The organism is Pantoea sp. SOD02, from assembly GCF_024707505.1.
Classification (GTDB): domain Bacteria; phylum Pseudomonadota; class Gammaproteobacteria; order Enterobacterales; family Enterobacteriaceae; genus Pantoea; species Pantoea symbiotica.
Genome location: NZ_CP102605.1, coordinates 552045 through 574883, shown reverse-complemented (window position 1 = coordinate 574883; position 22839 = coordinate 552045). Strand labels below are relative to the sequence as shown.

24 protein-coding genes are annotated in these 22839 nt (G+C 53.4%); 15 read left to right on the top strand and 9 right to left on the bottom strand.

Features of this window, described 5'->3' with window-relative positions; genetic code table 11:
- Positions 1-21: 21 nt before the first annotated feature.
- From NR302_RS22140 to NR302_RS22120, 5 genes are all read left to right on the top strand, one after another.
- Complete coding sequence (locus NR302_RS22140) at positions 22-1176, top strand: ABC transporter ATP-binding protein (protein WP_258145301.1); 1155 nt, start codon at positions 22-24, stop codon at positions 1174-1176.
- Positions 1176-2186, top strand: coding sequence for an NAD(P)H-quinone oxidoreductase (locus NR302_RS22135; RefSeq protein WP_258145300.1), 1011 nt, complete (start codon positions 1176-1178; stop codon positions 2184-2186). The genes NR302_RS22140 and NR302_RS22135 overlap by 1 nt, the downstream gene beginning before the upstream one ends.
- Positions 2183-2794 (top strand): glutathione S-transferase family protein, encoded by a 612-nt coding sequence (locus tag NR302_RS22130; RefSeq protein WP_258145299.1) that lies wholly within the window; start codon positions 2183-2185, stop codon positions 2792-2794. The genes NR302_RS22135 and NR302_RS22130 overlap by 4 nt, the downstream gene beginning before the upstream one ends.
- A 109-nt stretch (positions 2795-2903) precedes the next feature.
- Entirely contained in the window at positions 2904-3353 is a 450-nt protein-coding gene (locus tag NR302_RS22125; RefSeq protein WP_258145298.1) for a type II 3-dehydroquinate dehydratase, read from the top strand.
- Positions 3350-4279 (top strand): glyoxylate/hydroxypyruvate reductase A, encoded by a 930-nt coding sequence (locus tag NR302_RS22120; protein WP_258145297.1) that lies wholly within the window; start codon positions 3350-3352, stop codon positions 4277-4279. Before NR302_RS22125 ends, NR302_RS22120 begins: the two co-directional genes overlap by 4 nt.
- Positions 4280-5034: 755 nt before the next feature.
- Here NR302_RS22120 and NR302_RS22115 read toward each other — a convergent pair.
- Complete coding sequence (locus NR302_RS22115; RefSeq protein WP_008106834.1) at positions 5035-5997, bottom strand: LysR family transcriptional regulator; 963 nt, start codon at positions 5995-5997, stop codon at positions 5035-5037.
- 79 nt (positions 5998-6076) lie between these two features.
- Between NR302_RS22115 and NR302_RS22110 the strand changes: the two genes are divergently transcribed.
- The 6 genes from NR302_RS22110 to NR302_RS23745 all read left to right on the top strand — a co-directional run bounded on the left by NR302_RS22110 (position 6077) and on the right by NR302_RS23745 (position 10871).
- Positions 6077-6376, top strand: a complete 300-nt coding sequence (locus NR302_RS22110) for a hypothetical protein (protein WP_258145296.1) — start codon at positions 6077-6079, stop codon at positions 6374-6376.
- Positions 6366-7397 (top strand): polyamine ABC transporter substrate-binding protein, encoded by a 1032-nt coding sequence (locus tag NR302_RS22105; protein WP_008106832.1) that lies wholly within the window; start codon positions 6366-6368, stop codon positions 7395-7397. Before NR302_RS22110 ends, NR302_RS22105 begins: the two co-directional genes overlap by 11 nt.
- 63 nt (positions 7398-7460) lie before the next feature.
- Positions 7461-8315, top strand: a complete 855-nt coding sequence (locus tag NR302_RS22100) for an ABC transporter permease (RefSeq protein ID WP_258145295.1) — start codon at positions 7461-7463, stop codon at positions 8313-8315.
- Between the two features lies 1 nt (position 8316).
- A complete protein-coding gene (locus NR302_RS22095; protein ID WP_154157049.1) occupies positions 8317-9135 on the top strand; it encodes an ABC transporter permease in 819 nt (272 codons plus the stop codon).
- A 125-nt stretch (positions 9136-9260) separates the two neighbouring features.
- Entirely contained in the window at positions 9261-10511 is a 1251-nt protein-coding gene (locus NR302_RS22090; RefSeq protein ID WP_258145294.1) for an NAD(P)/FAD-dependent oxidoreductase, read from the top strand.
- Positions 10512-10571: 60 nt separating this feature from the next.
- On the top strand, positions 10572-10871 hold the full coding sequence (locus NR302_RS23745; protein ID WP_374990653.1) for a hypothetical protein: 300 nt from the start codon (positions 10572-10574) through the stop codon (positions 10869-10871).
- Positions 10872-10913: 42 nt separating this feature from the next.
- Here the strand turns inward: NR302_RS23745 and mqo are convergent, their stop codons facing one another.
- A complete protein-coding gene (gene mqo / locus NR302_RS22080; protein WP_258145293.1) occupies positions 10914-12560 on the bottom strand; it encodes a malate dehydrogenase (quinone) in 1647 nt (548 codons plus the stop codon).
- 361 nt (positions 12561-12921) lie between these two features.
- Between mqo and leuC the strand changes: the two genes are divergently transcribed.
- From leuC to NR302_RS22060, 4 genes are read left to right on the top strand one after another with little or no spacing between them, the layout of a single operon-like run.
- Complete coding sequence (leuC, locus tag NR302_RS22075) at positions 12922-14343, top strand: 3-isopropylmalate dehydratase large subunit (protein ID WP_258145292.1); 1422 nt, start codon at positions 12922-12924, stop codon at positions 14341-14343.
- A 1-nt stretch (position 14344) separates the two neighbouring features.
- The gene (gene leuD / locus NR302_RS22070; RefSeq protein WP_258145291.1) at positions 14345-14980 is read left to right on the top strand and encodes a 3-isopropylmalate dehydratase small subunit; all 636 of its coding nucleotides are present in this window, start codon (positions 14345-14347) and stop codon (positions 14978-14980) included.
- Complete coding sequence (locus NR302_RS22065; protein ID WP_258145290.1) at positions 14977-15891, top strand: alpha/beta fold hydrolase; 915 nt, start codon at positions 14977-14979, stop codon at positions 15889-15891. The genes leuD and NR302_RS22065 overlap by 4 nt, the downstream gene beginning before the upstream one ends.
- 31 nt (positions 15892-15922) lie before the next feature.
- A complete protein-coding gene (locus NR302_RS22060; protein ID WP_258145289.1) occupies positions 15923-16885 on the top strand; it encodes a LysR substrate-binding domain-containing protein in 963 nt (320 codons plus the stop codon).
- Positions 16886-16903: 18 nt separating this feature from the next.
- Here NR302_RS22060 and NR302_RS22055 read toward each other — a convergent pair whose 3' ends face one another.
- The 7 genes from NR302_RS22055 to NR302_RS22025 all read right to left on the bottom strand — a co-directional run bounded on the left by NR302_RS22055 (position 16904) and on the right by NR302_RS22025 (position 22746).
- Entirely contained in the window at positions 16904-17209 is a 306-nt protein-coding gene (locus tag NR302_RS22055) for a DUF1471 domain-containing protein (protein WP_154157056.1), read from the bottom strand.
- Between the two features lie 316 nt (positions 17210-17525).
- Positions 17526-19394 (bottom strand): low affinity potassium transporter Kup, encoded by a 1869-nt coding sequence (kup, locus tag NR302_RS22050; protein WP_258145288.1) that lies wholly within the window; start codon positions 19392-19394, stop codon positions 17526-17528.
- Between the two features lie 303 nt (positions 19395-19697).
- Positions 19698-20498: a MetQ/NlpA family ABC transporter substrate-binding protein gene (locus NR302_RS22045; protein WP_258145287.1), complete on the bottom strand. Its 801-nt coding sequence runs from the start codon at positions 20496-20498 to the stop codon at positions 19698-19700.
- A 91-nt stretch (positions 20499-20589) separates the two neighbouring features.
- Positions 20590-21387: an MBL fold metallo-hydrolase gene (locus tag NR302_RS22040; RefSeq protein WP_258145286.1), complete on the bottom strand. Its 798-nt coding sequence runs from the start codon at positions 21385-21387 to the stop codon at positions 20590-20592.
- A gap of 87 nt (positions 21388-21474) precedes the next feature.
- Entirely contained in the window at positions 21475-21816 is a 342-nt protein-coding gene (locus NR302_RS22035) for a GNAT family N-acetyltransferase (RefSeq protein WP_258145285.1), read from the bottom strand.
- Positions 21817-21983: 167 nt separating this feature from the next.
- Entirely contained in the window at positions 21984-22274 is a 291-nt protein-coding gene (locus NR302_RS22030) for a DUF1778 domain-containing protein (RefSeq protein WP_008106802.1), read from the bottom strand.
- A 142-nt stretch (positions 22275-22416) separates the two neighbouring features.
- Entirely contained in the window at positions 22417-22746 is a 330-nt protein-coding gene (locus NR302_RS22025; RefSeq protein ID WP_258145284.1) for a gamma-glutamylcyclotransferase family protein, read from the bottom strand.
- Positions 22747-22839: the final 93 nt, after the last annotated feature.

The following is a 22839-nucleotide window of genomic DNA, read 5'->3' as shown; positions in this document are numbered from 1 at the left end:
CAAAACAGTTTTGGAGAGTTCATGGTCAGTGCAGAAGTTACCCGATTCCCGCAGCCCGACATGCCGCATCTGGCAGTGAAAGCCAGTAACGTCGCCGTGCAGTTAGATGGCGTGCTGAAAAAATTTGGCGACGCTATCGCGCTGCACAAAATTTCCCTGACCATTGAAGAAGGGGAATTTATTACGCTGCTCGGCCCGTCGGGCTGCGGCAAAACCACGCTGCTAAACCTGATGGCCGGCTTTGCTGAAGCCGACGGTGGCGAAATCTTTATTGATGGCGATCTGGTGACCGAGATTCCGCCGTATCAACGTGAAATCGGCATCGTATTCCAAAACTACGCGCTGTTCCCGCACATGACGGTGGAGAAAAACGTCGGGTACGGCCTGCGTATGCGTGGCGTGCCAAAGGCCGAAATCGCCGAGCGCGTTGAGCAAGCATTAGCCTTGGTCAAATTGGCGGGTTACGGCCATCGCAAACCACGTGAACTCTCCGGCGGACAACAGCAGCGCGTGGCGCTGGCGCGTGCGCTGGTGATCCGGCCCAAAGTGTTGTTGCTGGATGAGCCGTTTTCGGCGCTGGATAAAAATCTGCGTTTATCAATGCAGGTCGAACTGAAAGCGATCCAGCGCAAATTGGGCGTCACCACGGTGTTTGTCACCCACGATCAAGGTGAAGCACTGAGCATGAGCGATCGTGTGGTGGTGATGTCGGCGGGACATGTGCGCCAAATCGGTACGCCGGATGAGATCTATCGCCAGCCGCGCGATCCCTTTGTGGCGGGCTTTGTCGGTGACGTCAATATTCTTCCGGGACGTTATGCCGGGCGCGATCACGCGGCGGTGCTTGAGCTGGGTGGCAACGTGCTGCGTCTGCCAGCAGAACGTGTGCAGGCGAATGTTGGCGAGCGTCTGGATGTGTACGTGCGTCCCGAGAACATTCAGTTGGGGCCGCTGTCTTCGCACGCCTTCCTGAGCGCCACGGTGATCACCCATGTGTTTCAGGGCGATCACGTGGATGTGCATCTTGATGTGCCGGCGCTCGGCAGCGCATCGCTGTTTGCGCGCCAGTCTGGTCTCGATTCCCTGACGCGCTGGCCGGTTGGTAGCGTCGTGGGAATCACCTTTGATGATGAAGGCGTTTGCGCCTTTACCACCCTAAGCAGGGATAAGATCTGATGTTGCCTGAAATGATGAAAGCGGTAATAGCCAGCCAACCGGGCGGCGCAGAGGTTTTAACGGTTGTTGAACGAGCCGTGCCGCAACCAGCGGCGGGTGAAGTGCTGATTCGTGTCGCCAGCGCGGGCGTTAATCGTCCGGATATTATGCAGCGCAACGGCATGCCCATTCCGCCGGGCTGCTCAGATGTGTTAGGTCTGGAAGTGGCAGGTGAAGTGGTGGCGTTGGGTGCCGACGTAATTGGCTTCGCCATCGGTGATGCGGTGATGGCGCTGCTCAACGGTGGCGGTTATGCCGAGTATTGCGTAGCGCGCGCTGAGCTGTGTTTGCCGGTGCCCGATAATCTGCCGTTGGCGCATGCCGCAGGCGTGCCCGAAGCGGCGTTTACCGTGTGGCACAACCTGTTTGAGCTGGGGCGCTTAGCACCCGGCGAAACGGTGCTGATTCACGGTGCCGCTAGCGGCGTTGGCACTTTTGCCATCCAATGCGCACAAGCCTGTGGTGCGCGGGTGATTGCCACCGCAGGCGGTGCCGACAAAATTGCGGCACTGCAACAGCTTGGCGTCTGGCGCGCCATTGATCGCTTTAAAGAGGATTTTGTCGCGGTGATTGCGGCGGAAACCGCAGGTCGAGGCGTGGATGTGGTGCAGGATAACGTCGGCGGTGATTACGTGGCGCGTAATCTTAGCGTGTTAGCGCAGGGCGGACGTCATGTGAGTTTGTCATTTATGCAGGGCGCGAAGATCGAACTCGATCTGCAGTTGGTGATGCGTAAAGGATTGCGTTTGACCTCTTCCACGCTGCGTCCCAAAAGCGCTGCTGAAAAGGCGCGCCTGGCTGAGTGCATCCGCAAACATCTGCTGCCGCTCATCGCTGCAGGAAAAATCGTCCCCACGCTGCATCAAGTTTTGCCGCTGGCGCAGGCGGCGGACGCGCATCGTATCCTCGAAGCCAACGCCAACATTGGCAAAGTGCTGCTCAGCGTGGATCAGCCGGGAGCGCTGGCATGATGCAACTGTTTTACGCCACTACGTCCGCCTATGTGCGCAAAGTGATGGTCACCGCACATTGTCTTGGGCTGACGAATGAGATTGAGCTGTTAGATTCAGCGGCGCATCCGATTGAACGTGATGAGCGCATTGCCATCGTTAATCCGTTAGCCAAAGTGCCGGCGCTGCGCACCGAAGAAGGGTTATGTCTGTACGACAGCCGCGTGATTTGCGAATACCTCAATGCCCGCGCGCAAGGTGATTTAATCCCGCCGCACGGCGACGCGCGCTGGTTGAGTTTGTCGCGCCAGGCGTTGGGCGATGGATTGATCGATGCCGCCTTGCTGGCGCGCTACGAATTTAGCGCGCGGCCTGTGGAAAAACAGTGGCAAGGTTGGGCCGACGGACAACTGAAGAAAGTCAGCGCCGCGTTGCGGGAAATCGAACGTCAGGTCGCCAGTTTTAGCTCGCAGCCGAATGACCTGGGTTTGATCGCCATTGGGTGCGCGCTGGGTTATCTCGATTTCCGCTTCGAAGTCCTTAACTGGCGTGCAGATCATCCGCAAACCGCTGCCTGGTTTGCCGTGATCGATGCCCATTCAGCAATGGCCAGTACGCGCCCGCATTGATTGCCGTTAATCGTAATTCGGTCGCCATTTATGGTGACCAGAAAATCGCACAGAACATTTGTAGGGTCGCCATTTATGGTGACCACCGCATAGCGACTCAGGAACTCACATGAATCAGCAAATCTATTTCCTCAACGGCCCAAACGCCAACCTGTATGGCATGGACAAAAGCGGCACCTACGGCACAGAAAGCTTTGCCAGCATCGGTGAACGCTGCCAGCGCCGGGCGGCCGCGCACAACGTCACGCTGCAATTCCGCCAGAGCAATCACGAAGGCGTGTTGGTTGATTGGATTCAGGAAGCGCGTCAGCAGGCCGCCGGATTGATCATCAACGCCGCCGGTTTAACCTACAGTTCGGTGCCGATTCTCGATGCGTTGCTGATGTTTGATGGCCCGATCATCGAAGCGCACATGAGCAACATCTGGAAGCGCGAGCCGTTCCGCCATCACTCAATGGTATCGAAAGCCGCCACCGGCGTAATCGCCGGCTTGGGCGTAATCGGTTACGAACTGGCGATTGATGCGGTAGTCGAGTTGATCAAGGCGCATGCGGCATGAGTACCCTGGTGTTTTACAGCGAGTTCGACAGCTTTGATCAGTGGTCAGCGTTGCTCGCGCCGCATCTGCCAGGCGTGAATATCTGTCGGGCAGAAGAGGTGCAAAAAGTTGATGAGGTGCATTTCGCGCTGGTGTGGAAGCCGCCCCACGGCTTTTTTGCTGCGTACCGTAACCTGAAACTGTTGGTGAATTTGGGGGCGGGCGTTGATTCGCTGGTCGGACGCGATGATTTGCCGGATATCCCGATTGTTCGTTTGTCTGACCCGCATATGGCGCGCATGATGGCCGGCTTCGTGCTCTTTGCCGTGCTGCGCTATGTGCGTGACATTCCGGCGTTTGAGCGGGCACAACGTGAACGGCGCTGGCATTACCTGCATCCAAGTTCGCCGGAAACCGTGCGCGTTGGCGTGCTGGGATTGGGTGAACTGGGCGCGCACGCCGCGCAGGAGCTGGCGCGTCAGGGCTTGGATGTGCGTGGCTGGTCGCGATCGCAGAAAACCATCGAAGGCATTACCTGTAGCAGCGGAATTGACGTGCTGGATGATTTCCTCGCCAGCAGCGATATTTTGGTGGTGATGCTGCCACTCACGCCGCAAACCCAGGGATTGCTGAGTGCTGAACGTCTGGCTCGCTTACCATCCGGCAGCGCGTTTATCAATGTGTCGCGCGGGGCGATTGTCGATCAGGTGGCGTTAACACAGGCATTGCAGCGTGGGGATATTGGTCAAGCCACCCTGGATGTATTCGACCGCGAACCGTTGCCGCCGGAAGATGCATTGTGGGCGATGGATAATGTATTGATTACGCCGCATCTGGCGTCGGTCGCCATTCCCGCCAGCGCCGCACCACAGGTTGCCGAAAATATCCAGCGCGCCGCGCGCGGCGAACCCGTTTTAAATCGCGTTTATCCGCAGCAAGGATACTAACGTCAAAGTTTGAGCGACATTTGTTTAAATACTGCGACTTTCGTTCGCCAATGCTTGGGAAGTTGCAGTGACGCCGTGCGGCGACCGAGCAGAGGGGCGATGGCGCGCCCCTCTGCACTCCCGCGCCTTGCGCCAGCCCATCCCGCCGCTGCGCGGTGCCTTCACTCACTCATTCTGCCTGACGGACCGGCGGCGATTCGCTCCTGCTCAGCGCCACCTCTCGCCGCATCCATGCGGCTCGCCCTGGCATCACTCTTTCGTTCAGCGTGATGGGATGTCGCCTCAACAGCCGCGCTGCAACAATTTGCGTTTCATAAACACACCTTCGCTTCAGCCGTTGGTCGCCATTCATGGTGACCAAGTGCGCAAAAATGCGCACCCACGAAATATCTCTCCGAACAAAATCTCTACAGACCATGCTGTTTTTAATTCAGAAAAGACTCTTACAGGCGAGGTTTGTGGGCGTCATCCGCAGCGCCGAGTGAAGAGTGACGGCCAGGATGAGCCGACACGATGTCGGCGAAAGCGCGGCATGAGCCATGGATGGCGAATCCGCGTGGTCCGTCGGACGGAGGGATGAGCGAGGGAACAGCGAGGACGGCGCAAGGCGCGGATTGCAAAGGGCCACGCCATTTGGCCCTTTGCCCGTACGCCGCATCGCGGATGCTGAAACTGCCCAATTTCTGGCGGGCGGAACCTTCTCAGTGCCAGCATGCTGCTCAGCTGTTCAGCAACTGAGTGCTAACGGCTTATCCTCACGCCACCCGCACCACTTGCGGATCGAAATAACTCGGTGCCGCCATGCCGGGAATATATTGGTCGGAAATAAACATGCGGCAACGCTCGGCGAAGGCGCTCACCACCATGGATTGCTGCACGTGCGCCATGGTGGCGTAACCCAACTGCATCGCCTTGTTAACGCCCGCCAACCGCACGCGAATCAGGCGTTTACCATCCTGCGACAAGTGCGCTTTGGGTCGCACGTTGGCGATACCAAAACCGACACCGTTCGCCACCATCGCACGTACCGTTTCCATACTGCTGGATCGCATCACCACATTCGGCGTGACACCGGCTTCGCTGAACAGCCCAAGAAAATATTCCCGGCTCCACGGCATATCCAGTAGCACCATCGGCACTTCAGCCAGATCCTGGATCGACACCGCAGATTGTGTGGCGAACGGATGATGCTCGCCCACCATCACGTAAGGCGGCAGTTGCGCCAGCGACTGGAAAGTGACATCGCTGGCGGGCACCAAATCATAGGTGAGGGCGATATCGATATCGGCTGAGCGCAGCTGTTTTAACAGTAACTCATGATTGCCTTCCACCAGTGAGATGCGCACGCCGGGAAAGGCGCGGCCAAAGCCAAACACCAATTCCGGCGTCAACATCGGCGCTAGCGTATCGAGGCAACCGACGCGCAGCGGGCCGCGTACGTTGTTCATCGATTCCGATGCGATGGTGTAGAGATTCGACATCTGTTCGAGGATCAGTTTGGCCTCTTTTAATACCTGATGGCCGATTGCGGTGAGTGAAACGCCCTGGGCGTGGTGACGCACAAACAGCTGCACGCCAAGCTCAGACTCAATATGGGTGATGGCTGCGGAAATCGACGGTGAGGAGACGTGAATACGCTCCGAGGCGCCAATAATGCTGCCCGCTTCACCGGAAGCGACAAAATATTCCAGCTGACGCTGGGTGATGCGACTGAGCATGCAGGTTCTCCTGAGATCGCTGACACGCTCATGTCGCGTCAGTCATTCTAATAGTGTCGATTTAGCTCAAGCATTTCTCATGCCAAATTCCGACTCACAGCATAATCACCTGTCCATGCGCCAGCGCCCATTCGCTTCTGCCTCACCACTGCTTAAGAAAATCCTTGCTAAGCAGGCCGCTTTTTTAGCCTCAGAAATTCTGATGCAACAGCGAGGGAAATGCTGTTTTACCCAATCTCACCGCAACGGCATTATCGCTTCAACACCCGAGAGCCGCCTTCGCACTGTTTTAGTGCATTGCGACGCGATGGACCAGACGGTGGTGCAAAGCAGCTACAACAGCCATTTCATTCATTGGGGACAAGAATATGTTGCGTAAGATTGGTGCCTTAACGTTGTTGACCACGTGTGTATTGAGCGCAGGGAATGCGATGGCCGCAGATAAGCTGATTGTCAGCACCTGGGGCGGCAGCTTTAAAGATCTGATTGATCAAACCATCGCCAAAGAGTTCACCAAAGAAACCGGTGTAGAAGTGCAGTTCGTCACCGGCGGCACCATCGATCGCTTAAACAAAGCCAAGCTGGCGGGCGGCTCGCCGGAAACCGACGTCACCTTTACTACCGCGCATGTCGGTTATCTGTATGCCAATAGCGGCCTGTTTGAAAAGCTCGACATGAGCAAAATCCCTAACGCGGTGAATCTGGTGCAGCAGGCCAAAGTCAGCCCGTATCACCTTGGCGTATGGGGCTACGTTTACACCATCGGCTATCGTCCAGATTTAGTACCGAAGGGCGAAGAATTCACCAGCTGGAACGATCTGTGGCGTCCAGAACTGAAAAGCTCGATTGCACTGCCAGACTGGGATCCGAGCCATATCATCGCGGTCTCCGCCAAACTCTCTGGCACTGATGCAGCGCACTGGGAACAAGGTCAGGCCAAGCTGAAAGCGTTGATCCCGAACATCAAATCCTTCTATACCGATGATGCCAACAGCCAACAGCTGATCTCCACGGGTGAAACGCCGGTGCAGGTGATGCTGTCGATGAACGCCTACAGCATGATTGCAGAAGGCGTCAACATTAAGCTGGCCATTCCCAAAGAGGGCGCGATTTTGGGCGTCGATACCGTCGGTATCAACAAAGGCACCAAGCACGCGGAACTGGCTTACAAGTTCATGAATATCGCGCTGAAACCGGAAATCCAACAGGAAGTGGCGAAGATCTATCGCGGCAGCCCAACGGTGACCAATGCGCATATCGATCCGGAACTGGCGAAGCTGCCTGGCATGCTGACTACGCCAGAACAGTGGAATGCCACCATCAACACCGATCCACAACTGCGGGCGGAAAAAACTGCCGAGTGGCGTCAGTGGTTCTCTGAAAACATCATGTCACATTAATAAATAGGGGCGGCCTTATCGCCGCCCGGTTCGTCGCACCATTTTATTCAGGCAGCAACGTCTATGACGAGAAAACCGACATTCTTACCCTGGTTCATTATCCCCGCTACGTTCACGGCGATTGGGCTGGTGGTAGCCATGTTTGCCGTGATGCAGTTTAGCGTGCGGGCCTATATTCCCGGATCGCTCGATGTGGGTGGATTCACGCTGGCGAACTTTAACGGGCTATTTAAGAAAATCTATGCCGATGCGTTTATTAACACGGTGATGCTCAGCGCCAAAACCGCGATTTTTGGCCTGCTGATGAGCTATCCGCTGGCGTATGCGCTGGTGAGAACGCGCACCACCTGGATCAAATCCACCATTCTGATTATCGCCATTACGCCGCTGTTTCTTGGCGAAGTGGTACGCACTTATTCGTGGATTATCGTGCTGGGCAATAGCGGCTTCCTCAATAGCTTGCTGCTGGCAATGGGTCTGATTAACAAGCCGATCCAGTTTATGTTTACCCAAACCGGCGTGGTGGTCGCGCTGGTGCATGTGACCATGCCAATCATGGTGATGATGCTGGCGACTGCGCTGTCGCACATCAATCCCGATTATGAAAAAGCCGCCACCAGCCTGGGCGCGGGGCCGATTCGGACCTTGTTGACGGTGACGATTCCGCTGTCGATTCCCGGTATCGTTTCCAGCCTGACCACGGCGTTTGCCTGGACGTTCAGCGCTTTCGCAACGCCGCAGCTGATCGGTGGCGGACGCGTTAGCACCGTGGCAACCATGGTGTATCAGCTGGGCTTCTCTTCAATGAATTTTCCGTTTGCCGCTGCGCTCAGCATTGCCGGTTTGATTCTGACCATTATGCTGCTGATGGCGCTGAAACGTATGAGCCGCTTCATCCATGCGATGGGAGAGCACTGATATGACCCGATCCCTCAACGATAAATTGATTACTCTGGCGGGACGCGCGCTGGTTATCGCGATTTTACTGTTCGTATTGCTGCCAACCATTGTGGTGTTCATCTCTTCGTTCAGCAGTACCTCAGTGTTGTTCTTCCCGCCAAAAGGCTGGTCGCTGCGCTGGTTCGAACGTGCGGTGAATTACGATGACTTCCGCCACGGCTTCTATTCCGGGTTGATTGTGACGGCGTGGGCTTCAACGCTGGCGGTCATTATCGGCGCCACGCTGGCGATCGCCATTGAGCGTTACAGTTTCCCGTGTAAACAAGTGCTGGAAGGTGTGCTGCTGTCGCCACTGTTTATTCCGCATTTCACCATTGGTCTCGGCTTACTGATGCTTGTCTCTCAACTGGGCATTGGACGCGGTTATCCGCTGGTGATCTTCTGCCACATCGTGCTGGTGCTGCCGTTCGTGCTGCGCAGCGTGTATGTGTCGCTGAAAAACCTCGAACAGCGTATTGAACTGGCAGCAGCAAGCCTTGGTGCTTCGCCGCTGCGCGTGGTGTGGACCATTACCGTACCGCTTATTTTGCCGGGCTTGTTTGGCGGTTGGTTATTTGCTGCCATTCTTTCCTTCAACGAATTTACCGCTTCGCTGTTTATTACCACGCAAGCGACTCAGACCTTGCCGGTGGCGATGTACAACTATGTGCGGGAGTTTGCCGACCCAACGCTGGCTGCACTGTCGGTTATTTATATTGCGGTGACGGCTACGATGTTAATTATCGCGAATAAGTTTTTAGGTTTAGGGAAAATATTGAACGTCGAAGCAGGGCATTAATGTATTAACACGAATGCTGTGCTTATTTAATGGCGCAGCATTTATTAACCTGAATATCATTCATACGGCACCTGATTACTCTTTTCCATGAAAAGATCGGGGTCGATCATCTTTAGGGATCTCACATGTCAGTAGAAAAAATTAATACCGTGGTGGTCGGAGCGGGTCAGGCAGGTATTGCGATGAGTGAACATCTGTCATTAATGGGCGTGCCACATGTGGTATTCGAGCGTAGCCGTATTGCTGAGCGTTGGCGTTCAGAACGTTGGGATTCATTGGTTGCCAATGGCCCAGCCTGGCACGATCGTTTTCCTTCAATGAAATTCGATAATATTTCCCAGGAAGCCTTTCCTCCGAAAGAGCGCATGGCGCAATATTTCGAAGACTACGTAAAAATGCTCGATGCGCCGGTGCGTACTGGCGTGGAAGTGTATTCGGTTGAGCGTCTGCTGGAACGTAGCGGTTTTAAAGTACTGACCTCGGCCGGTGAATTTGAAGCTGACAATGTGGTGGCGGCAACCGGTCCCTTCCAGAAACCCGCTTTCCCGCAGATCGTGCCGGAAAGTGCTGCACTGCATCAAATCCATTCATCGGCGTATAAAAATCCACAGCAACTGCCGCAAGGCGGCGTGCTGGTGGTGGGCGCAGGCGCGTCAGGCTCACAAATTGCGGAAGAGCTGCGTAAATCTGGCCGTGAAGTGACACTCTCCATCGGCGAACATTACCGGCCGCCACGTTCGTATCGCGACCGCGATTATTGCTGGTGGTTGGGCGCGCTGGGCTTGTGGGATGAAGTCAAAATCAAGCCGAAGAAACAGCACGTTGCTTTTGCCGTGAGTGGTTATGAAGGAGGCAAAACGGTCGATTTTCGTCGTCTGGCGCATATGGGCATTACGCTGGTGGGTATCACCAAAAGCTGGGATAACGGCGTGCTAAGCTTTGCCGATGGTTTAGTAGAGAATATTGCCGAGGGCGACAAAGCCTATTTCGACGTACTGCGCGATGCTGACACCTATATTGAACGTAATGGCCTGGATTTACCGCCCGAACCGCAAGCATGGGAATTACTGCCAGATCCAGAATGTTTAATTAATCCATTATCAGAATTGGATCTGCAGGCTGCAGGTATCACCAGCATTATCTGGGCCACCGGTTTTAAATTTGATTTCAGCTGGCTGAAAGTGGATGCCTTCGACGCTAATGGTGTACCGTTCCATAAGCGCGGTATTTCAGCGGAACGTGGTATTTACTTCCTTGGCTTACCTAATCTGGTAAATCGTGCATCATCGTTTATTTACGGCGTATGGCACGATGCCAAATATATTGCCGATCATGTGGCATTACAAAACGCCTACACCGATTATAAAAAGTCGTAAAAATATCCGTAGGGTCGCCATTCATGGCGACCTCTTCCAAATATTATTGGAATATCCTCTATGACCATCAACTGCATCGAAGAATTACGCCATTTAGCCCATAAACGCGTACCAAAAATGTTTTATGACTATATCGATGCAGGTTCATGGACGCAAAGCAGCTATCGCGCTAAAGCCGCCAACTGCAGCGCTTTGGTGGCAAAACGAATGTGGGGTCGATTAGCGCAGATATTCTTCGTTTGTAAGTCGGTCGCCATGAATGGCGACCCTACAAAAACGCGCCAATACTTTGTAGGGTCGCCATTTATGGTGACCAAAAGACGCTTTACTGACGATTATTGCCCCTACAAAAGACAATAAAAAAGCCGGACATTGTCCGGCTTGGTTCACTTCTGGCGAGGATTACAGCGCCATATCCTGTTTGCCTGATTCCGCACGCGGCTTAGCCTGCGTCGGTGCAACAGCTTGATCATCCATGTTGATAACCGGCGGCTTGGTCAACAGCAGCGTCGCTGCAGTGTTGTCCCAAACTTGCTGGGTCAGCGCGGTGTTGCCGTTCAGCTTCTGGCCGAAGCTTGGCACGATAGCGCGGATCTTTTGCTGCCACTCTGGCGAAGCGAACTGCTCTGGGAACAGCTTCTTCATCACGTCGAGAGTGATTGGCGCAGCAGTAGATGCACCCGGAGATGCGCCCAGCAGGGCAGCAAGGGTTTTCTGCTTATCGGTCACGATTTCGGTACCCAGTTTCAGCAAGCCACCTTTTTCGGCATCTTTCTTGATGATCTGTACGCGTTGACCAGCCTGAATCAGTTTCCAGTCTTCTTTACGCGCGTTCGGATAGTACTCTTTCAGCGCAGCAAAGCGGTCGTCATCATTCAGCATCACCTGACCAATCAGGTATTTCACCAGATCGAAGTTGTCGATGCCCACATGCGTCATCGGCATAATGTTGCTGGTGGTGGTCGCGCTCAGCAGGTCAAACAGCGAACCGTTTTTCAGGTACTTGGTAGAGAAGGTGGCGAATGGTCCAAACAGCACCACTTTCTTACCGTCAAGAGTACGTGAATCGATGTGTGGAACTGACATCGGTGGTGCACCCACAGAAGCCTGACCGTACACTTTTTCCAGGTGACGGTTAGCGATTTCTGGGTTCTCGGTCATCAGGAACGAACCGCCGACCGGGAAGCCGCCGTAGTTGTCTGCTTCCGGAATGCCGGTTTTCTGCAGCAGCTTAATGGCGCCGCCGCCAGCACCGATAAACACGTATTTCGCATCAACCGCACGCTTATCGCCGCTCTTCACATCTTTGATGGTGACGTGCCAGGAATTGTCGCCGTTACGTTTGAAATCAGTGACTTCTGATGAGGTTTCTAGCTTGAAGTTCTGATCTTTTTTCAGGCTGCCGATCAGCTGACGGGTAATTTCACCGTAGTTAACATCGGTGCCGACCGGCGTCCAGGTTGCCGCGACCTTCTGGTTCGGGTCACGACCTTCCATCACCAGCGGTGCCCATTGCTGGATCTGTTGATGATCGGTGGAGAACTTCATGCCCTGGAACAGGGTGGTTTTCTGCAGCGCATCGTAACGCTTAGTCAGGTACTCGACGTTTTTGTCGCCCCAGACGAAGCTCATGTGCGGCGTAGAGTTAATGAAGGAGTGCGGATCGTGCAACACACCGCGCTGCACTTGCGACGTCCAGAACTGACGAGAAATCATGAAGGATTCGTTGATTTCCAGCGCTTTGCTAACGTCGATTGAACCGTCTGCACGCTCAGGCGTGTAGTTCAGCTCCATGTTAGCAGAGTGACCAGTACCGGCGTTGTTCCAGCCATTGGACGATTCCAGCGCGACGCCGTCCAGCTTCTCAACCATCAGCTGTTTCCAGCCCGGTTGCAGCTCTTGCAGCCAGGTGCCGAGCGAGGCGCTCATGATACCGCCGCCAATCAGCAGAACGTCAGTTTTTTCTGGTGCGTCTTCAGCGCGTACCGCTGAAGAGACAAGCAGCGCTGCCAGCGATAGGGCAGACACGATCTTTTTGGTGTGAGTCATTCCAGTCCTACTTATTATGCAATGCAGGTGAACGTTAAAAATTCGGTTTGCACATTAAGAGATTGTTACGAAATGATTAACTTGTTTTTAGTTAATAAAGTATTGGTGTTAATTAATTAACTTACAAAAAAGAAAGTAGCGTGAAATATAAGCAGAAGAGGAAATAAATCGGGGATAAACCGCTTAAGCAGCGCGGTTATTCTTTATATCGGGAGACGCGACTTAGGTCAAATGAAACTCACGTATCCTTCGCTGCACATTCCATAAACCATCACTTCACGAAGCGTGTTCATTGCCCGCACACAAACTGTATTACCCTAACGTCTCTAATGACTTGTTTTACTTTCGCGTGGGCAACGGTATGACTAACAAAACACTGTATGAAAAACTGATCGATCAGCATGTGGTTCGTAAGTTAGACGATGAAGGGCACGTGCTGCTCTACATCGATCGCTCGATTCTGAATGAATACACCAGCCCGCAGGCGTTCAGCGGCCTGCGCGATCACCAGCGTCCGGTGCGCAATCCGGGCACCATTCTGCTGAATGTCGATCACGTCAACCCGACGCGACCCGAGCGCGATGAGGCGATGGCCGACGCGGGCGGGCAGTTACAAGTCGATTACTTCCGCCAAAACGCCGCGCATTTTGGCATCGAACTGTTCGATGTGCTTGATCCGCGCCAGGGCATTGAACACGTGGTGGCGCACGAGCAAGGTTTGGTAATGCCCGGCATGGTAATTGCGGCAGGCGACAGTCATACCACCACTTATGGCGCGTTTGGCGCGCTGGGTTTTGGTATCGGCACCTCGGAAATCGAGCATCTGCTGGCGACGCAGACCCTGATTTATCGCACGCTGAAAACCATGCTGGTGACGGTGAGCGGCGAGCTGCCGTTTGGTTGTTCAGCGAAGGACATCATCATGGCGCTGATCGAACAGATTGGCGCATCGGGCGCGACCGGATTTGCCATTGAATTTGCGGGTGTTGCCATCGAAGCGCTGAGCATGGAAGGGCGCATGACGCTGTGCAACATGGCGGTGGAAGCCGGTGCGCGCGGTGCGATTATCGCGCCGGATGAAAAAGTGTTTGCCTACATCGCCGGTAAACCGCAAATGCCGACCGGCGAGCTGTGGCAGCAGGCCGTTGCGGAGTGGCGCGATTTGCGTAGCGATGCTGACGCACGCTTCGACAGCCGCATCGCCATCGATTGCAGCGATCTCGAACCGAAAGTGACCTGGGGCATCAGCCCGGATCAGGCCAGCGCTATCACTGGCCGCGTGCCCGATCCGGCGCAGGAAAAAGATGCGGTAAAACAGCAGACGCTGCGCAGTGCGCTGAAATATATGGGACTTGAGCCCGGCACGCCGTTAGCGGAAATCGCCATCACGCATGCCTTTATTGGTTCCTGCACCAACGGCCGCATTGAGGATCTGCGCGCCGCCGCCGCGATTATCGACGGACACAAAATCGCGCCGAATGTGCGCGGCATTATCGTGCCGGGATCGACGCAGGTGCGTCAGCAGGCAGAAGCGGAAGGTTTAGCTGCGATTTTTGTTAACGCCGGTTTCGAATGGCGTCAATCGGGCTGCTCGATGTGCCTGGCGATGAACGAAGATGTGTTAGCGCCCGGCGATCGCTGTGCGTCTGGCACCAACCGCAACTTCCCTGGCCGCCAGGGTGCAGGTGCGCGCACGCACTTAATGAGCCCGGCGATGGTCGCCGCCGCCGCGATTGCCGGTCATCTGGTTGATGTCCGTAAATTCATGACTGCAGAGGTTTAATATGGAAGCATTTAACAACATTACTGGCACGCTCGCGCCGTTACCGGCTGCCAATATTGATACTGATGTGATCATGCCCAAGCAGTTTCTCAAAGGCATCGATCGCCAGGATTTGGATCGCGGCGTGTTCTTCGACCTGCGCTTTCTGCCTGACGGCAGCCCGAATCCCGATTTCATTCTGAATCAGCCCGGCTGGGAAAACGCTGCCTTCTTACTGGTCGGTGCCAATTTCGGCTGTGGTTCCAGCCGCGAACATGCGGTTTGGGGACTCAATCAGCTCGGCATCCGCGCCATTATCGGCACCAGCTTTGCCGGCATCTTTGACGATAACTGCCAGCGTAATGGTGTTTTGACGCTGACGTTAAGCGAAGAGGATTATCAGCGCCTGTGTGAAGTGGCGAACGATGCCGCAAAGAACCGCATTACCGTGTCGCTGGAACAACAGGCGATCCTCTTCAATAATCAACGCATTGCCTTTTCGGTCAGTGCCTTGAAGCGTGAGATGTTATTGGGCGGCGGCAGCGCGGTGGACTGGACGTTGCAGTACGAATCCGATATCACTCAGTTTGAAGTGCAACATTTTGCCCAGCGTCCGTGGCTGAAGCGCGGCCCAATAGTACAGGATGCCCAAGCATGAGTGAGATAACGCCACGCGGTGATTCCCCCTTTATCGACGGCTTTACGCTGAGTGATGTGCGATTGGCGAATGGCGTGACGCTGCGCGTCGCCATCGGTGGCGAAGGCCCGCCTTTACTGATGCTGCACGGACATCCACAAAATCATCTGGCGTGGCGCAAAATTGCGCCGCAGCTGGCGCAGAAGTATCGCGTGATCCTGCCGGATCTGCGCGGTTACGGCGACAGCGACAAGCCGGTAAGTGATGAGACGCATCGTGCTTACTCGAAACGCGTGATGGCAGACGATATTAGCCTGCTGATCGACGCATTAGGCCTGGAGCGCGTGGCGTTTGTTGGTCACGATCGCGGTGCGCGCGTAGGCCATCGGCTGGCGCTCGATCATCCGGAAAAACTTTCCTGCTGCGTGTTTGTCGATATTGCGCCAACCGCCACCATGTATGCGTTAACCAATAAAGAATTTGCGACGCGCTATTTCTGGTGGTTCTTCCTGATTCAACCTTATCCATTACCGGAAACCATGATCGGCCACGATCCGGCGTTATTCCTGCGTAAACACATTGACGGGCAATTAAAAACGCCGGGCGCTACCGAAGAGGCAATATTCAACGATTACCTGCGCTGTTATCAAAAGAAAGAGATGATTCACGCGGTGTGCGAGGATTATCGCGCAGCGGCGACAATTGATTTAGACGATGATGCGCAGGACAGCGATAAACGCATTGAAGCGCCGCTGCTGCTGTTATGGGGAGAAAAGGGCACGGTCGGCCAGTTATATAACGTGGTGGAAACCTGGCAGGATAAAGCGCGCCATATTCAAGGCCACGCATTACCTTGCGGTCATTCACCACATGAGGAAGTGCCCGAACTGTTTTTAAGCCAGCTTCAGCCCTTCCTGGATTCTGTGTTATAACCGGCTAAATTTCTCTAACGCTGTGATGGTTATGAAGATACTGCTTGCCGGGAAAAGTTATCAGAAGCCGCTTGAGGGCTGGCCGTCGGTTGAAGATCTGTATGTATTTATCAGCGTGGCGCGCTACGAAGGTTTTGGCCGCGCCGCCATTGAGCTCGGCCAGTCGCCATCCTATATCAGCAAGCGTATTGCCATCCTTGAAAAGCAGCTGGAAACCCGGCTGTTTTTCCGCACCAACCGCGTGATGCGCCTGACGCCAGAAGGTGAAAAGGCGCTGGAAGGCGCGCTGCAGGTGGTGCACGAGATGGATTCCTTCCTCAATAACTTCCAGCAGTGGCGCGGCGAATTGACCGGCGATCTTACCGTGGCCTGTTCATTTGGTTTTGGTCAGGATTATTTGTCGGATGCGATTGCTGAATTTATGACGCGCCATCCGTCACTGAATATCAAACTGATGCTCAGCGATCGCGATATTGATTTATTGCAATCAGGAACCGATGTGGATATTCGCGTTGGCGATGATGTTAATCATTCCTACATTGCCCGAAAATTAGCCGCCAATCGGCGTATTCTTTGCGCTTCAGCAGATTATCTATCCCGATCGCGTCCGCTTGAGACGCTGGATGATTTAATCGATCATAGCTGTCTTATTATTAATGAAAATAACAACACTTTTGGACACTGGACGTTAACCGATGGCGAGAATAGAATCGTCTGTCGCCTGAATAGCCATTACTCATCGAATAGTGGGAAAGTGATTTTAAACTGGGCCTTAAAATCACACGGCATTGCGTTGCGATCGGCCTGGGATGTCGCACCTTATTTAAGTGAAAATCAATTGGTGCACGTTTTACCGCAGTGGTATCAGGAAGCGAATGTTTGGGCGGTTTACACGCAACGCGCTTCTGAATCGCCGCGCATTAAAGTGTTTATTGATTTTCTCGCTGAATATTTTGCAGAAAAAAGCCTGCCGATGATGAAGGGCAGGCTGTAAATTCCAATAAATTAAACATTAGCCATAAGCCACTTTGCTATTGATGTGATAAAGAGTGGCTGTGGCGGCCATGATATGTTGACCATCGTGCGCTGGTTCGTGGGATTCCACTTCGGTGATGTGATAACCCACGGCACCGGCGGCAACGGCTTTCTGCACAAAGGCGTCATTCAGCTCTTCCATTGAGGTCGCCCAGCTCACCGAAGTAAATCCTACCGGATGAATTGATGAAAGTTCGCGATGAGTTAAATCAGCGCGAATTAAAACCGGTTTAACAGATTGCGGTGTGAAAATAGATATTACGTCATTAATTAATTGTTTCATGGCGATACTCCTCGCAAATAGTAGCTGAACCAATGGCCGCAGCTACGAATCTTTCAATTGTTGATAATGCGCTTAAACCCTAAATGTTCACGACAGGTGATCATTGCCGGTGAAGTTAATAAACACCTTTTCAGGTTAAGCGTTTTAGCTTTAATTGCTAATTAGATGTTAAGAAAGATTCAGCCACAACTCATTCAAACTTACGCGACTATTTTTGCATCTGGTTACATTTGGCGGAAAAAAATAAAGCCGCCATGAATGGCGACCTTACGGTTATTTCGCGGGATTTTGTAGGGTCGCCATTCATGGCGACCGATCAAAACTCGCGCTGCCCGCCCAGCTCGATGACCCGATTCGGCGGGATATTAAATTGCTCATGCGCGCGCTGTGCGTTGCGCTGGCAGAAATGGAAAATACCGCCTTTAACCCGCATCAAACCTTTTCTCTTCTTCATCACCAGCGTGTCGTGCGAGGTGAAGAACGAGGCTTCATTGACGGTACAACCCAATCCTTCCAGCCCGCACAGATGCAGGATCTCCGCCATTGATGGCGTCTCGCGCCAGCCATAAGCGGCGGTTACTTGCCAGAACGACGGCGACAACTGGGTGATGCTGAGACGCTTCTGATTGTAGACGCGCGGGATATCGGTGGTGCGGATATGCAGCAGCACCACACGTTTATGCAGCACGCGGTTGTGTTTGAGGTTGTGCAGCAGCGCCTGCGGAATCTCATGCTCTTTGCGTGACAGGAAGATGGCGGTGCCAGGCACACGACTCGGCGGATTGGTTTCCAGCGATCGCACCAGCGCCATCAGGCTTTCGGGATCGTTATTCAATTTGCGGATCAGGCGATTACGCTCGCTGCTCCAAATCAGCATCAATCCCATCATGCTCAGCGCCAGTAACACCGGCACCCAACCGCCGGAGAGCAGCTTCATCAGGTTGGCGCTGAACAGCGGCACATCAATGCTTAACATACACAGCAGGAAAACCAGCGCCACCGGCAGCGGCCACTTCCAGTTACGCAGTGCCACCACACCCGCCAGACAAGCGGTAATCACCATGGTGCCGGTCACCACAATGCCGTACGCGGAAGAGAGTGCAGAAGATTGACGGAACGCCAGCACAATCACCGTTACTGCGACAAACAGCAGCCAGTTCACCACCGGAATATAGATCTGGCCGGATTCGGTATGCGAAGTGAAAATGACGCGCATCGGCGGCAGGAATCCCTGACGAATCGCCTGATGCGTCAGCGTATACACGCCGCTAATCACCGACTGCGCCGCAATCACCGTCGCCAGTGTAGACAGCACAATCAGCGGAATCTGTACCCAGCCCGGCGCGAGATTAAAGAACGGGTTATTGATGGCCTGCGCATCGGCAATCACCAGCGCGCCCTGACCAAAGTAGTTAAGCACTAGCGCGGGCATGGCGATCACCAGCCACGCCATACGAATTGGCGCTTTGCCCAGATGTCCCATATCGGCGTACAGCGCTTCCGCACCGGTCACCGCCAGCACCACCATGCCGAGCGCGGCAAACGACAACGCTTTGTGGCTGAGCAAGAACGTCAACGCATAGGAAGGATTGAGTGCATACAGCACCTCAGGATTGAGCAAGATGCCGCGAATACCTAGCAGGGCAATCGACACAAACCAGACAAACATCACCGGGCCGAACACTTTACTGACCTTTTCGGTGCCGTGTTTTTGAATGATGAACAGCAGCGTGAGAATCGCTACCGCTAGTGGCACTACATATTTATCCAGCTCAGGCGATACCACTTCGATACCTTCAATCGCCGATAGCACCGAAATTGCCGGAGTGATCACGCCATCGCCATAGAAGAACGCGCCACCAATTAAGCCCGCTAGCACAATGATATGCGACGCTTTGGGTCCGACATGCTGGCGTGCCAGTGACATTAACGTCAACACGCCGCCTTCGCCGTCATGATCGGCGCGCATCACGAAGCAGACATATTTCAGCGTCACGATCAGCGTCAGCGCCCAGAAAATCAGCGACAAAAATCCCATCACCGCAGTGGTAGAGATAGCGCCGTTAGGCAAAATGGAGAGACACTCTTTGAGGGTATACAGCGGGCTGGTGCCGATATCCCCAAACACGATCCCTGCGGCCGCCAGCATGCCAGCAGGCAAGGACTGTTTTTCACTCTGACTCATAGATTTCCCGTGGTTTATCAGGGTTGAAGCTAATGAGGGCGAACATACCTGTTTGCGACCGATGCGAACAGTGGCAGGCGAATTTACGTACAGCATTTTTACGCCAATGACCGATATTTTTACACCATTTTTATACGGCGCTTATTTTATGAACTGAGCTTAGCTGATTAACGCGGGAAGTCGCGGAAGGATGGATGTTGTCAGTTAAGCGGAAAATCGGTCGCCATGAATGGCGACCCTACGGTGGTTTGGCGGGTGCGCATTTAAGCGCACCGGCATACATAGGCTTAATTAAACCGTAAATTACCAGCCTTTAATAATATCGCCTTTGTAGATCTCATTAGCCTTATCCAGCACTTCCTGCGACTGGAAAGCCTGTTTCAGCTTCTGCACGTTAGGGCTGTCTTTATTATCTTCACGCGCCACAATCGCATTCACGTAAGGCGAGGCTTTGCCTTCCATAAACATGCCGTCACGCGAAGCGGAGAGATTAACCAGCGCGGCGAAGTTGTTGTTGATGATCGAAATATACACCTGCGGATCGTCCAGCGTACGCGCCAGTTGCGGCGTATCGACTTCAACAATTTTCAGCTTCTTCGGATTATCGGTGATATCCAGCGTGGTTGGCAGCAGGCCCGCTTCCGGTTTCACTTTGATTAAGCCTTGCGCCTGCAATAGCAGCAGGCTGCGGCCAAGGGTAGTTGCTTCGTTGGAGATGGTCACGGTCGCGCCATCCGGCAACTCTTTCAGCGATTTAATCTTGCGCGAGTAACCCGCAATCGGGAACACGAAGGTGTTGGTGACCACGGCAAAGTGGTAGCCGCGCTCTTTGGATTGCATCTCCAGATAAGGCAGGCTCTGGAAGGCGTTGGCATCGACATCTTTGTTGAACAGCGCTTCATTCGGCTGCACGTAATCATTGAAGGCCACCACATTGACATCCAGCTGATATTTGTCATGCGCAACTTGCTTCACGGTTTCCCACAATGCCTGATCAGGTCCGGTGTTAATGGCCACTTTGATTTGATTTTCATCGTCTTTGTTGCAGCCACTCAGCAGCGCCACGGAAGCAGCCAGCAGAGTCGTGAGTAAAATTTTCTTCATTGCGCAGATCCCCTCTTAACGTAGGGAACGGACTATAATGGATGTTTAGACGTCTGTACATCCATCTGCGGCGCGTTTGCTTACTATTCGTTCAGGCGTTTAAGCAGGCAATATATTTCTCGCCCGACTGCATCACGATCTGCTGCGCATCAGCGAGAATTTCCCGCTGTTCAAATGCGCCATAAAGCCGCGCAAATTTCAGCGCCGCCAGACGACGAGTAATATCGCTCACCGCAGTAACTGATAACGGCAGCATATTCGGATAGCTCCACATAAATGACACCGCATTAGCGCCCGGCGTGACTTGCACAATATCGCCGCTTAGCAACACGCCACCATCCTGCGCCCAATACAACACGCAGCCACCGGCAAAATGTCCGCCGAGACGAATCAACTTCACCTTCGGCACAATTTCCAGCTCGTCGTTTTGCCAGAGCGAGATATACGGGCTATCGCGCATAATCCATTCACTGTCGTTGGCGTGCAGATAAATTGGCGCATCGAACGCCGCCGCCCAATCCTGCATGGTGCTGTAGTAGTGCGGATGCGAAATAGCGATGGCGTGAATACCGCCCAGCGCGGTGACAATCGCCTTAGTGGCATCATCGAAATTAGCGATGCAATCCCACAGAATATTGCCGTGCGGCGTTTGCAGCAGAAATGCGCGTTGATTAATGGCGAAGTTGGGTACGGTTTGCAGGCTAAATAAGTTGGCAGCATGCTGCTGCCATTTATTGCAGTGCGTGGATTGCAGGCTATTCAGTGAAATCCATTTTTGTCCGCTGGCAGGCACAAATTGCCGCTCGTCTTCACAGATTTTGCAGTGTTCGATCCTACTTTGCTGTTCATCGTACGATGTGCCGCATGCCGTGCAGATTTTGATCATCATGAATTCCTCTCGTCTATTTGAGATTCATTCTAGAAGCCAATTAAGACCTGCGAGGAGAAAAGGGCGTTAAGCCCTTTAGAGGGAAAATTAAAGCAACGCTTTGATACTGGCGACCGGGAAGAAAAACTTCAATTTATCCTCTTCCGACTTAAGCGGTATGAACCCCATTTTGAGATAAAAGGCAGCGGCATCTTCATCTTTTGCCTCAACCATCACTGAATATATACCGACGGCATCGGCGGCATAATAAGCAACGCGCAAAGCATCGATGACCAATTGTGTCCCGAAGCCGCGCCGGGCAAGACGTTGGTCAACCGCTAAACGACCCAAAGTAATGCACGACGTTTCACGATAGGGAACCTGCTTTTGATAGGCTCGCGTCATATTCGCCTTGGCATAGCTGCCGCCTGACACCGTGTAGAAACCCATTACTTCGGGAATCACATCGTTGGTGATCAGCAGATAGGCTTTGAGGATGTTATCAGCGTGCTGTTTCGCAAGATATTTTTTGAGAAACTCGTCTTACTCGGGGCGTCCACAATTGAAGTTTTCGACGTTGAGTGGCACATCAGCCGAAAACTTCACAATGGTTAGTTTTACCGTTTCCATTCCCAGGTTGCTTCCTCTCTGCTGAGAGCCGCCGCACGACGAAGACGTTCATTGGGCGCTGGAGGATTTTCAAGTGCTTCCATGACAGCATTCCATGACTCTTCAGTCAGCTTGATACGGCTATGCTCGCTAATCACATTTGCTGCTCGTTCCAGAGCAGAATCAGCAATGAATTGCGAAACGCTGACGCGGCTGATCTGCGCTGCAGTTTCAATTTCGCTTTTAACATCAGGACTGATACGAAGCTCAAGACGTTCGGTTTTTGCCAAACCTGCCATGATTATTTCTCCAGTTATTCTCATGAAGAACCGAGAATTCACATCAGTGATACAAAATCAGTTCTTATTAACGTACGGCATTTATCCGTACATGCATAGTAGGTAGGTATGCGCACATTTTCAATGGTTCTTTTGTTCATTTTTACACCTGCGGCTGCAACTGATAAATCCACGCCGTGACCAGTTCGCCATTGCTGGTGGTGACATCAACTTCCACCCGATCATAGCCATCTTCAAACTCATCGAGCATTGGCCAGTGTGGTTCAAGCTTGTCAGACATAAACAGATAACCCGATACGCGCGGGCCGTTTTCCTGCAATACAATGCCGGGGAAATCCGCCGCTGCGCCCCAGCCACGTTCATAGAAGGTGCCGCGAACCGATCCCGCCAGCCATTCTCCGCCGATGTTTTCCAGAATATGCGCATTTGAATGGCCTGGCTGCAGCGTCCCGTAAACAAATAAACGTTTCATTTTCCCTCGTAAAATCAAGCAAAAGGGTGACTTTACCTATCGGCGATGACGATGTCATCAATCGCCCAATATGCGATGTGCGATGCCTTAAAA

What these genes read in the sequence shown, in the direction of transcription:
- NR302_RS22115 (WP_008106834.1), bottom strand. Translation starts at nt 5,997, where the DNA reads ATGCTCAGTCGCATCACCCAGCGTCAGCTGGAATATTTTGTCGCTTCC.
- NR302_RS22140 (WP_258145301.1), top strand. Translation starts at nt 22, where the DNA reads ATGGTCAGTGCAGAAGTTACCCGATTCCCGCAGCCCGACATGCCGCAT.
- NR302_RS22040 (WP_258145286.1), bottom strand. Translation starts at nt 21,387, where the DNA reads ATGATGATCAAAATCTGCACGGCATGCGGCACATCGTACGATGAACAG.
- NR302_RS22110 (WP_258145296.1), top strand. Translation starts at nt 6,077, where the DNA reads ATGCCAAATTCCGACTCACAGCATAATCACCTGTCCATGCGCCAGCGC.
- NR302_RS22135 (WP_258145300.1), top strand. Translation starts at nt 1,176, where the DNA reads ATGTTGCCTGAAATGATGAAAGCGGTAATAGCCAGCCAACCGGGCGGC.
- NR302_RS22120 (WP_258145297.1), top strand. Translation starts at nt 3,350, where the DNA reads ATGAGTACCCTGGTGTTTTACAGCGAGTTCGACAGCTTTGATCAGTGG.
- NR302_RS22130 (WP_258145299.1), top strand. Translation starts at nt 2,183, where the DNA reads ATGATGCAACTGTTTTACGCCACTACGTCCGCCTATGTGCGCAAAGTG.
- NR302_RS22095 (WP_154157049.1), top strand. Translation starts at nt 8,317, where the DNA reads ATGACCCGATCCCTCAACGATAAATTGATTACTCTGGCGGGACGCGCG.
- NR302_RS22100 (WP_258145295.1), top strand. Translation starts at nt 7,461, where the DNA reads ATGACGAGAAAACCGACATTCTTACCCTGGTTCATTATCCCCGCTACG.
- NR302_RS22090 (WP_258145294.1), top strand. Translation starts at nt 9,261, where the DNA reads ATGTCAGTAGAAAAAATTAATACCGTGGTGGTCGGAGCGGGTCAGGCA.
- kup (WP_258145288.1), bottom strand. Translation starts at nt 19,394, where the DNA reads ATGAGTCAGAGTGAAAAACAGTCCTTGCCTGCTGGCATGCTGGCGGCC.
- NR302_RS22045 (WP_258145287.1), bottom strand. Translation starts at nt 20,498, where the DNA reads ATGAAGAAAATTTTACTCACGACTCTGCTGGCTGCTTCCGTGGCGCTG.
- NR302_RS22035 (WP_258145285.1), bottom strand. Translation starts at nt 21,816, where the DNA reads ATGGGTTTCTACACGGTGTCAGGCGGCAGCTATGCCAAGGCGAATATG.
- NR302_RS22030 (WP_008106802.1), bottom strand. Translation starts at nt 22,274, where the DNA reads ATGGCAGGTTTGGCAAAAACCGAACGTCTTGAGCTTCGTATCAGTCCT.
- leuC (WP_258145292.1), top strand. Translation starts at nt 12,922, where the DNA reads ATGACTAACAAAACACTGTATGAAAAACTGATCGATCAGCATGTGGTT.
- NR302_RS22065 (WP_258145290.1), top strand. Translation starts at nt 14,977, where the DNA reads ATGAGTGAGATAACGCCACGCGGTGATTCCCCCTTTATCGACGGCTTT.
- NR302_RS22060 (WP_258145289.1), top strand. Translation starts at nt 15,923, where the DNA reads ATGAAGATACTGCTTGCCGGGAAAAGTTATCAGAAGCCGCTTGAGGGC.
- leuD (WP_258145291.1), top strand. Translation starts at nt 14,345, where the DNA reads ATGGAAGCATTTAACAACATTACTGGCACGCTCGCGCCGTTACCGGCT.
- NR302_RS22055 (WP_154157056.1), bottom strand. Translation starts at nt 17,209, where the DNA reads ATGAAACAATTAATTAATGACGTAATATCTATTTTCACACCGCAATCT.
- NR302_RS22125 (WP_258145298.1), top strand. Translation starts at nt 2,904, where the DNA reads ATGAATCAGCAAATCTATTTCCTCAACGGCCCAAACGCCAACCTGTAT.
- mqo (WP_258145293.1), bottom strand. Translation starts at nt 12,560, where the DNA reads ATGACTCACACCAAAAAGATCGTGTCTGCCCTATCGCTGGCAGCGCTG.
- NR302_RS22025 (WP_258145284.1), bottom strand. Translation starts at nt 22,746, where the DNA reads ATGAAACGTTTATTTGTTTACGGGACGCTGCAGCCAGGCCATTCAAAT.
- NR302_RS22105 (WP_008106832.1), top strand. Translation starts at nt 6,366, where the DNA reads ATGTTGCGTAAGATTGGTGCCTTAACGTTGTTGACCACGTGTGTATTG.
- NR302_RS23745 (WP_374990653.1), top strand. Translation starts at nt 10,572, where the DNA reads ATGACCATCAACTGCATCGAAGAATTACGCCATTTAGCCCATAAACGC.